The sequence below is a fragment of the Brevundimonas denitrificans genome, assembly GCF_030160755.1.
Taxonomy (GTDB): domain Bacteria; phylum Pseudomonadota; class Alphaproteobacteria; order Caulobacterales; family Caulobacteraceae; genus Brevundimonas; species Brevundimonas denitrificans.
This window is the reverse complement of the sequence record NZ_BSOY01000017.1, coordinates 31,125-41,414: the sequence shown is the minus strand read 5'-3', so window position 1 is coordinate 41,414 and position 10,290 is coordinate 31,125. Positions and strand designations below refer to the sequence as shown.

General features: G+C 67.2%; 8 protein-coding genes. All 8 read right to left on the bottom strand.

What is annotated here, in order from left to right; all coding sequences use genetic code 11:
* The coding region (locus QQJ79_RS05725) for a carbonic anhydrase (protein WP_284221957.1) at positions 1 to 654 on the bottom strand (654 nt) is incomplete at its 3' end.
* On the bottom strand, positions 651 to 1,211 hold the full coding sequence (locus QQJ79_RS05720) for a hemerythrin domain-containing protein (protein ID WP_284221956.1): 561 nt from the start codon (positions 1,209 to 1,211) through the stop codon (positions 651 to 653). The genes QQJ79_RS05720 and QQJ79_RS05725, both read right to left, overlap by 4 nt.
* Positions 1,212 to 1,241: 30 nt before the next feature.
* On the bottom strand, positions 1,242 to 2,480 hold the full coding sequence (locus tag QQJ79_RS05715) for a hypothetical protein (RefSeq protein ID WP_284221955.1): 1,239 nt from the start codon (positions 2,478 to 2,480) through the stop codon (positions 1,242 to 1,244).
* Position 2,481: 1 nt separating this feature from the next.
* Positions 2,482 to 3,594: a peptidylprolyl isomerase gene (locus QQJ79_RS05710; RefSeq protein WP_284221954.1), complete on the bottom strand. Its 1,113-nt coding sequence runs from the start codon at positions 3,592 to 3,594 to the stop codon at positions 2,482 to 2,484.
* Complete coding sequence (narI, locus tag QQJ79_RS05705; protein ID WP_284221953.1) at positions 3,591 to 4,310, bottom strand: respiratory nitrate reductase subunit gamma; 720 nt, start codon at positions 4,308 to 4,310, stop codon at positions 3,591 to 3,593. Before narI ends, QQJ79_RS05710 begins: the two co-directional genes overlap by 4 nt.
* Before the next feature lie 11 nt (positions 4,311 to 4,321).
* Positions 4,322 to 5,032: a nitrate reductase molybdenum cofactor assembly chaperone gene (gene narJ, locus QQJ79_RS05700; RefSeq protein ID WP_284221952.1), complete on the bottom strand. Its 711-nt coding sequence runs from the start codon at positions 5,030 to 5,032 to the stop codon at positions 4,322 to 4,324.
* A 2-nt stretch (positions 5,033 to 5,034) separates the two neighbouring features.
* Positions 5,035 to 6,561 (bottom strand): nitrate reductase subunit beta, encoded by a 1,527-nt coding sequence (gene narH, locus QQJ79_RS05695; protein WP_284221951.1) that lies wholly within the window; start codon positions 6,559 to 6,561, stop codon positions 5,035 to 5,037.
* On the bottom strand, positions 6,558 to 10,289 hold the full coding sequence (locus tag QQJ79_RS05690; protein ID WP_284221950.1) for a nitrate reductase subunit alpha: 3,732 nt from the start codon (positions 10,287 to 10,289) through the stop codon (positions 6,558 to 6,560). Before QQJ79_RS05690 ends, narH begins: the two co-directional genes overlap by 4 nt.
* Between the last annotated feature and the right edge of the window lies 1 nt (position 10,290).

Below are 10,290 nucleotides of genomic sequence, written 5' to 3'. Positions count from 1 at the left end.
GGCCCGGGGCGCGCCGCCGCGGCGGGGAAGCGGGGGCGGCGCGGCCAGTCGCCCGGCTGCGCCGACGTCGCTGACCGTCGTCTCGAGGTCCCGCACCAGGCCGTCGCGGATGGAGTAGATCCAGCCGTGGATCGACACCGGCTGACCCCGGCGCCAGGCGTCGGTGACAAAGGGATTGCGGGACAGCGCCCGCACCTGGGCCAGGACGTTCTTCTCGCAGATGAAATTGACCCGGGTCTCGGGGTCGTGGATGGCCTCAAGATCCGTGTGATGGTCTTCGCAAAGGCGCTGAACGCGCTGCATCCAGTGATCGAGGATGCCATGGCGCTGACCGTCCAGCACGGCGCGCACGCCGCCGCAGCCATAGTGGCCGCAGACGATGATGTGCCGCACCTTCAACGTCTCCAGGGCGAACTGGAGCACGGCCAGCAGGTTCATGTCCTGGGCCGGCGCAAGATTGGCGACGTTGCGATGGACGAACAGTTCGCCGGGTTGAAGGCCGACGATCTCATTGGCCGGCACCCGGCTGTCGGAACAGCCGATCCAGAGATATTCCGGCGCCTGTTGTTCCGAGAGCCGGCGAAAATACCCGGGATCAAGCCGGGTCCGGGTGGCGGCCCAGTCCAGGTTGTTGCGCAGCAGGGCCTCGATCATGACGCCGCCTCATCGCCTTCGGCATCCAGCAGGACGCCGCGTCGCGCCGCCAGCCGGATGCTGAGCGATCTCAGGTCCGCGGCGGTCAGGCGAAGGCGGGCGATCGGCAGAACAACGGCGTTTTCCAGGGCGATATGGCGGCGTTCATGCAGGGCGAAGTCCGTGAAAAGGCGTCGGGTCTCCCGATCATGACCCGGCGCCCGCCCCTCCGCCAGGGCGTGTTCCAGCGCGGCGATCAGCGTGCGGGCGCGGTCAAGGTCATCGTGATGCTCGGCCGACAGGGCCCCCAGCACGGCGTCCAGCTCGTCGGCGGGCTGACAGCGCCGCCGCAGCAGGGGAAACAGGTCATCCTCCTCGTCGATGACGTGAAGCGGCATGTCCTGGCGCAGGAAGGCCAGGATCTCATGGGCCTCGTCGCTCAGCAGAACCGTCGCGTTGCCGACCCGTTCGATCAGCTGGCACAGTTGGCGATGGCGATAGTGTTCCGCGAACAGCCAGTTCAGCGGTTCGTGAATCAGCTCGGGCGGCAGCGGCTCTATTGTGGAGCTCTGGCTCATCGGTCATGCGCTCCCTGCCCGGTCATCGGCCTAGAACCGATAGTCGAGGGCGGCCCAGACCTTGTCCCGGTCGGGGAAGGCGGCCGCGGCGCCGTTGAAGTGCGCGCCCTTGATCTCGATCGCCCACCGGGGGTCGAGCACCAGCCGCGCCGACAGGTCCAGTTCGTCGCCGTAGCGGGCGGACCCATCAGCGTCATGAAACTCGCGCCAGGAGGCGGTCAGGACGCCGCTGCGTCCCACGGGCGGATGGGCGACCGCATAGCTCACCGTGGCGGAGACGTCGCGCAAGCCGTCCCTGGGCGTGGTCAGGAAGACGTCGGCCCAGCCCTGGAAGGCATGCAGGGTCGCCAGGGGAGTCTGGAACGCCTGGGCGCCGTTTCCGTCCAGTCGCTCGAGGGCCAATGTCCCCGTGACGGGACCGCGCTTCAGGCCGGCCGAGACCAGCCCGTAGTCGAGATCGAACCGGGCGGGATTGGCCCCGTGCTCCGACTGGCGAGCGTATTCGACCGCATAGAGGGCCGACCAGTCCGGCGACAGGTTGCGGCTTCCCTCCAGTCGCGCGCCCCAGGTCGCCGACGACTGGGCCGCGGCGTTGCTGAAATCCAGCAGATAGCCATAGGCCGTCAACTTGCCCGCCGGGGTCGGGGCCTCGACATTGATCAGGTGACTGTCCGAGCGCCACTCGCCCACGGGGCTGTCGTCGCCGAACACCCTGTGGACCCGGTCGATCCAGGCCCAGGTGAGGGTGAGCGGCTCGAACGCGCGGGTCGTCACCTTGACCGCATCGAAGGTCTGCTCGTTCTGGCGGAAGCCGACATTGCCGACGAACCGGGCCGTGCCCAGCACGATGCGCTGGCGGCCCAGGATCACCTCGGTGTCCGGCAGGCCGGTCCATGTGACCTGAAGCCGGTTCAGTTCGAACGCCTCGGGATCAGCCACCACGGGATAGGTCGGGGGGCCGTGGATGGTGTCGTTGTAGTCATCGACGAGAGCGACGACCGCCTCGCCTTCGACCAGCACACGGAAGCCGGACCGCTCCGGGCTCTGCCAACCCAGGCGCGCGCGCAGGGTCACGGCCGTCGCGTCATCGAGCCCGTCCTGGCTGACGCCCTCATAGCGCAGGCGGCTCTCGAACAGGATGTCGCCCGACCGCGTCGAAGCGACGGCCGCCCCCGCCGCAGGGGAAGGCGCGGGAGACTGGGCGTGAGCCAGGGCGGGGGCCGCCATCACGGCGAGAGCCAGCAGGGCCGGGCGACCGATCGGCAGCATGTCAGTGTCTCCGGATCAAGGTATAGGTGCGGGCGGCCGTCTTCAGTTTCGACTTCAGGATCGCCCGCACGCAGGCCAGGGCCGGGTCGTCGGAGCCCTGGGCGGCCGAGATCAGGCGGGTCCAGCCCTCGTCATCGGCGCCCTGGAGGAAGGCTGAGACTTCGCGCTGCACGAAATCGGCGAGACTGACGCCGCTCGTCGCCGCGGTCTCGCGGGCCCGGGCGGCCAGCGCCGGGTCGGCCTCGTCCAGCCAGACTTCCAGCCGGGCCGTGACCGCGGCCTGATCGTCCAACAGGTCGCCCAGGGACAGGGCGCCGAAGGCGACGCCGCCATCCTCGGTCACGCTCAGCGCCACGCCCTGCTCGCGGGCTTCGGCCGCGAGGCCCGAGACGTAGCGGGCCGCGGCGGCTGTCCAGGAGCGGCTTTCCAGATGCAGGGCGATCCGGGGCAGGACGTGTTCGAACGGCAGGAGGCGCCCCTCGATCCGGCGCTCCAGTCGCAGGACGTGCCAGCCGAAGCGCGATCGCACCGGTTCGGGCGCGGTCTCGCCGTCCTGCAGCCGGTCCAGTCCGGCCTCGACCTCGGCGGCGAGATCGCCCGGCGAGAGCTGGCCCAGAGAGCCGCCGACACCCTTGGACGGGCAGTCCGAAAGGGTTTCGGCCAGGTCTGCGAACCGGTGCGGATGAACCGCCAGCTCGGCGACGGCGGCCCGGGCCGCGCTCTGCGCCGCCGCCCAGGCGGCCTCGTCCTCGCCCTTCGGCGCGAACAGGATATGGGAGGCCTGGGTCAGGGGCGGGGTGCGGAACCGCTCGGGCGCGCTGTCATAGACTCGCCGGCATTCCGCCTCACCGGGGCGCTCCACGTCGATCTCAACCTCCAGCACCGCCCGGACCAGGGCTTCCTCCGGCGTCTCCTCGCGGCCGTCCTCGTCCATCTCCGGTTGGGGCGCCAGTCCGAGATGATGCGCCCGGTCCAGCAACAGGGCCTTGATGGCCAGGGCGTGGGCCGCGGCCTGCCGGGCCGCCTCGGGCGTGGCGGCGGGATGGTTCTGGGCCTCCTCGGCGACCAGCCGTTCGGGGAGCGCGACCCCGTCGACAACGATGACGGCGCTCATTGGCCCCGGTCTCCGGCGCGGCGCGCGACCGGCATCGGACGCTTGCTGCGGACGAGCTGCCAACCGCGGCGGTTCAGATACCAGACCGGGGCCGAGAGCATGTGGACCAGCCGCGTGAAGGGGAAGAGCAGCATGATGGTCAGCCCGAGGCTGAGGTGCGCCTTGAAGATCCAGTGGACGTCGGCGACAAAGCCCGCGCTGTCCGGATTGAGGGTGAAAATCCCCTGCGCCCAGGTCATGAATTTGATCATCTCGTGGCCGTCGAGATGGCCCAGCGAGAGCGGAATGGTGGCCAGGCCGAGACACAGCTGGACCAGCAGGATGGCCAGGATGGCGGTGTCGCCGAAACTGGAGGTCTGGCGGATCCGCGGATCAAACACACGCCGGTGCAGCAGCAGGAGGCCGCCTACGAGGCAGAAGGCGCCGGCGACGCCGCCGGCGACGATGGCCAGCATCTGTTTGAAGCCATGGCTGACGCCGAGGAAGTCCCACACCGCGATCGGCGTCAGCAAGCCGACGAAATGCCCGGCGAAGATGGCCAGGATGCCGATATGGAACAGGACGGAGCCCAGCATCAACTGCTTGCGCCGCAGAAGCTGGGACGAGCCGGTGCGCCAGGTGTACTGCTCGCGGTCGAAACGCAGGATCGAGCCGATCACCAGGACCGCCATGGCGATATAGGGATAGACGCCGAAGAGGATGAAATTCAGGTCCATGGTGACGATCCTCAGGCGGCCGCGCCGACGCGGCGGCTCTTGTCGGGGGGCGGGGCGGCGTTCATGGCGGACAGGATGGAGTCGGCTTTCGGACAGCCGGCGTCGGCCGGGCCGAAGGTGACGGCGGTCTCCTCCCAGGCCTTGTCCAGCGCCTCCAGATCGTCCGGATTGTCGTCGGGCTCCTGCATCAGGGCGGCGACGGCGTCGGAGTCGGGTACGGCGCCGGTCATGGCCGTGAGGGCGCCGAACACAGCCCGATAGGGGCTTTCGCGCTTGTGCAGCCGTTCGGTCAGGGCGGCGAGGACATGGGCCCCTTCGCCGAGCAGGGAGGCGGCCTCCTCATTGGGCAGGGTGGACAGGAAGTCGAGGAACACCGGCAGGTGGTCCGGCAGCTCATTGGCCGTCAGCTCCAGGCCGTAGGAACGGTAGAGCTCGACCAGGGCCGCCATCGCCTGTCCGCGGTCGCGGCTCTCGCCGTGGATATGTTCATACAGATTGAGCGACAGCGACCGCGTCCGGTCGAACAGGTGGACGAAGCCCTCCTGGAGATCAAAGAGGTCCTCGTGTTCCAGCTTGCGAACCAGCTTCTCCAGCGCCCCGACGATGGGGGCGGGGACCATGCCTTCCTCGCGGATAGCGGCCATGGCGGCCGGCGCCGCGGCCTGGATGTCCGCGGTCGGATAGCTGAGAAGGAGCGCCAGGGCGCGATAGGTCAAAGCCATGATCAGGCCACCTCTGCTGTCGGTTTGGCGTGTGAGCGTTTGTCGGGGCCGAACAGGCCCAGTTCGGTGCGGCCGCCCGAACAGCCGTTGCCGAAGGTGAAGCCGCAGCCGCCGCGCAGGTCGTAGGCGTCCTCGACCGTCTCGCGGTGGGTCGAGGGGATGACGAACCGGTCCTCGTAATCGGCGATGGCCATGATCTTGTACATGTCGTCGATCTGGGCCGCGGTCAGGCCGACCGTCTCGGCCAGGCCGTGGTCGATGCGTCCATCCACGGTCCTGGCGCGCATGTAGGCGCGCATGGCCAGCATCCGTCGCAGCGCCAGGGTCACCGGCGCCTCGACCCCGGCGGTCAACAGGTTGGCGAGATATTTCACCGGGATGCGGAGGGAGTTCACATCCGGCATTTCGCCGTCCATCTCCAGGGCGCCCACGGCGGCGGCGTTCTGGATCGGCGACAGCGGCGGCACGTACCAGACCATCGGCAGGGTCCGGTATTCGGGGTGCAGCGGGAAGGCGACCTTCCAGTCGATGGCCATCTTGTAGACCGGGCTGCGGCGCGCGCCTTCGAGCCAGGCCTCCGGCACGCCGTCGGCCCGGGCCTGGGCGATGACGGCCGGGTCGTGGGGATCGAGGAAGATGTCGAGTTGGGCCTGGTAGAGGTCCTTCACGTCCGGGGTTGAAGCCGCCGCCTCGATCCGGTCGGCGTCATAGAGCAGCACCCCCAGATAGCGGATGCGGCCGACGCAGGTTTCCGAACAGACCGTCGGCTGGCCGACCTCGATCCGCGGGAAGCAGAAGGTGCATTTCTCCGATTTGCCGGAGTCCCAGTTGTAATAGATCTTCTTGTACGGGCAGGCCGAGACGCACATCCGCCAGCCGCGGCACTTGTCCTGGTCGATGAGGACGATGCCGTCTTCCTCCCGCTTGTAGATCGCGCCGGAGGGGCAGGCGGCCACGCAGGTGGGGTTGAGGCAGTGCTCGCACAGCCTCGGCAGGTACATCATGAAGGTGTTTTCGAACTGGCCGTAGATCTCCTTCTGGATTCCCTCGAAATTGGAATCCTCGGAGCGTTTGGCGAACTCTCCACCCAGGATTTCCTCCCAGTTGGGCCCCCATTCGATCTTCTCCATCCGCTTGCCGGTGATCTGCGACCGTGGCCGGGCGGTGGGGAAATGCTTCATCTCCGGCGCCGTCTGCAGGTGGCCGTAGTCGAAGTCGAACGGCTCGTAGTAGTCGTCGATCTCGGGCAGGTCGGGGTTGGCGAAGATCTTGGCCAGGATGCGCCATTTGGCGCCCATGCGCGGCTCGATCTTGCCGTTGGCCTTGCGCCGCCAGCCGCCGTTCCACTTCTTCTGGTTCTCCCACTCCTTGGGATAGCCGATGCCCGGCTTGGTCTCGACGTTGTTGAACCAGGCGTATTCAACACCCTTGCGGCTGGTCCAGACGTTCTTGCAGGTCACCGAACAGGTGTGACAGCCGATGCATTTGTCGAGGTTCAGCACCATGCCGATCTGTGCGCGGATCTTCATTGGCCGAACTCCTTGGACTCAAGCGGCTCATCCAGCCAGTCGACCGTCTTCATCTTGCGCAGGACGATGAACTCGTCCCGGTTGGAGCCCACGGTGCCGTAGTAGTTGAAACCGTAGGACAGCTGGGCGTAGCCGCCGATCATGTGCGTCGGCTTGAGCACGGTGCGGGTGACCGAGTTGTGGATGCCGCCGCGCCGGCCGGTGATCTCGGATCCCGGCGTGTTCACGATCTTCTCCTGGGCGTGGTACATGAAGGTGGTGCCTTCACGGATCCGCTGGGAGACCACGGCCCGGGCCGTCAGGGCCCCGTTGGCGTTGAAGACCTCGATCCAGTCGTTGTCGACGATGCCGGCCTTGCGGGCGTCCGTCTCCGAGATCCACACCACCGGTCCGCCGCGGTTGAGCGTCAGCATCAGCAGATTGTCGGAATAGGTGGAGTGGATGCCCCATTTCTGGTGCGGGGTGATGAAGTTAAGGACGATCTCGGTCTCGCCGTTGGGCTTGAGACCCTTCACATGCGTCGTCTTCAGGTCGATCGGCGGCTTGTAGACGCACAGCGCCTCGCCGAAGGCCCGCATCCACAGGTGATCCTGGTAGAGCTGCTGCCGACCGGTGAGCGTCCGCCAGGGGATCAGCTCATGCACATTGGTGTAGCCGGCGTTGTAGCAGACCTTCTCGCTCTCGATGCCCGACCAGATGGGCGATGAGATGATCTTGCGCGGCTGGGCGAGCAGATCGCGGAAGCGGATCTTCTCGTCCTCCTTGGGCAGGGCCAGATGGGTGTGTTCGCGACCGGTCTGCTTCTCCAACGCGGCCCAGGCCTTGACCGCGACCTCGCCGTTGGTCTCCGGCGCCAGCATCAGGATGGTCTCGCAGGCGTCGATGTCGGTATCGATGCTGGGCATGCCCTCGGTCAGACCGACGTCCAGCACCGCGCCGTTCAATTCGCGCAGCAGATCGACCTCGTGTCCGGTCTTCCAGGCCAGGCCCTTGCCGCCGTTGCCGACCTTGTCGAGCAGCGGGCCGAGCGCCGTGAACTGCTTGTAGAGGTTGGGGTAGTCGCGCTCGACCACGGTGATCTGGGGCATGGTCTTGCCCGGGATCGCCTCGCATTCGCCGAGGAACCAGTCCTTCACCTCGAATGGCTGGGCCATCTCGCCGGGGCTGTCGTGCTGGATCGGGGTGAGGACCACGTCCTTTTCGAGCCCGAGAACCTCCGGAGCGACCGCGGAGAATTTCTTCGCGATGGCCTTGAAGATCTGCCAGTCCGATTTCGATTCCCACGCCGGGTCCACGGCCGCGGACAGCGGGTGGATGAAGGGATGCATGTCGGAGGTGTTGAGGTCGTTCTTCTCGTACCAGGTGGCCGTCGGCAGAACGATGTCGGAGTAGACCGCCGTGGTCGACATGCGGAAGTCGAGGGTCACCAGCAGGTCGAGTTTTCCTTCCGGCGCCTCGTCATGCCAGACGACGTCGACGGGCTTCACCTGACCGGTCTCGCCCAGATCCTTGCCCTGGACGCCGTGCGAGGCGCCGAGCAGGTGTTTGAGGAAATACTCGTGGCCCTTGCCCGATGAGCCGAGCAGGTTGGAGCGCCAGATGAACATGTTGCGCGGCCAGTTGGCCGGGTCGTCCGGGTCCATGCAGGACAGCTGGATCGAGCGGTCCTTCAGTCCGTCCAGGGTGTAGGTCTTCGGGTCGACGCCGGCGGCTTCAGCCGCCTTGGCCACATCCAGCGAATTGGTCTTCAGCGCCGGCGCGGACGGCAGCCAGCCCATCCGTTCGGCCCGGACGTTGAAGTCGATCATTGAGGCCTTCCACGGCCCTTCCGGCGCCGTGGGCGACAGCAGTTCGTCGATGCCGACGGTCTCGTAACGCCACTGGTCGGAGTGGGCGTAGAAGAAGGAGGTCGAGTTCTGCTGGCGGGGCGGACGGATCCAGTCGGTGGCGAAGGCCAGCGGGGCCCAGCCGGTCTGGGGGCGCAGCTTCTCCTGGCCGACATAGTGGGCCCAGCCCCCGCCGGACTGGCCCACGCAGCCGCACATCACCAGCATGTTGATGACGCCGCGGTAGTTCATGTCCATGTGGAACCAGTGGTTCATCGCTGCGCCGATGATCACCATCGACTTGCCGTTGGTCTTTTCGGCATTGGTGGCGAAGCCGCGGGCGGTGGCGATGATCTGGTCGCGCGGGACCGAGGTGATGGCTTCGGCCCAGGCCGGCGAATAGGGCTGCAGGTCGTCGAAAGACTCCGGCATGCAGTCGCCGCCGAAGCCCTGGTCGACGCCGTAGTTGGCCAGGAACAGGTCGTAGACGCAGGCGACCAGCGCCTCGCCGTCCTTCAGCATCACCCGCCGGACCGGCACGTTGCGGGTCAGGACATCGGGGTGATCGGTGGAGGCGAAGCCGTTGCTGGCCGTGTTGGCGAAATAGGGGAAGCGGACGCCGGCGACCTCGTCGTGCGCGTCCTTGAGGCCCAGCTTCAGTGTGGTCTCGCGGCCCGCGGCGTCGCGTTCCTCGAGATTCCAGCGGCCGTCCTCGCCCCAGCGGAAGCCGATCGAGCCGTTGGGCACGACGATCTCGCCGGTGGCCTCGTCGATGGCGACCGTCTTCCAGTCGGGATTGTTGGCCTGCTCGAGATCGCCGACGAAATCCGAGGCACGGACCAGGCGCTCGGGCACATAGCCGCCCTCCTGAGGGACCAGCCGGACCAGCATCGGCAGGTCGCTGTACTGGCGCAGGTAGTCGCGGAAATACGGCACCTGCTTGTCGACGTGATACTCCTTGAGGATCACATGGCCGAAGGCCATGGCCAGGGCCGCGTCGGTGCCCTGTTTGACCGGCAGCCACAGGTCCGAGAATTTCGAGGCCTCGGAATAGTCGGGGCAGATGACCACCGACTTGGCCCCGCGATAGCGGGCCTCAGTGTAGAAATGGGCGTCCGGCGTGCGCGTCTGCGGGACGTTCGAGCCCCACAGCAGCATGAAGCTGGAATTGTACCAGTCGGCGCTTTCGGCCACGTCGGTCTGCTCGCCCCAGGTCTGGGGCGAAGCCGGGGGCAGGTCGCAGTACCAGTCATAGAAGGAGCCGCACACGCCGCCCAGCAGTTGCAGGTAGCGGGCGCCGGCCGCGTAGGAAATCATCGACATGGCCGGGATCGGCGAGAAGCCGAACACCCGGTCGGGCCCCCAGCGCTTGACCGTATGGGCGTTGGCCGCGGCGATGATCTCGGTGATCTCTTCCCAGTCGGCCCGCACGAAGCCGCCGGCGCCGCGCATGCTGGTGTAGGATTTGCGCGCCGCGGGATCGTTCTGGATCGAGGCCCAGGCCGCAACCGGCTCCATGGTCTCGCGCGCCTTGCGCCACACACGCAGCAGGCGGGAGCGCACCAGCGGATACTTCACCCGGTTGGCCGAATACAGATACCAGCTGTAGCTGGCGCCACGCGCGCAACCGCGCGGTTCGTGGTTGGGCAGGTCCGGCCGGGTGCGGGGATAGTCGGTCTGCTGGGTCTCCCAGGTGACGATCCCGCCCTTGACGTAGATCTTCCACGAGCAGGAGCCCGTGCAGTTCACGCCGTGGGTCGAGCGCACGACCTTGTCGTGACGCCAGCGGTTCCGATAGGCCTCCTCCCAGCCGCGGTCCTCGTCGTTCATGACGCCATGGCGGTCAGAGAAGAGTTCGGTCTTGCGCGTGAAGAAGGCGAGACGGTCGAGGGTATGGCTCATG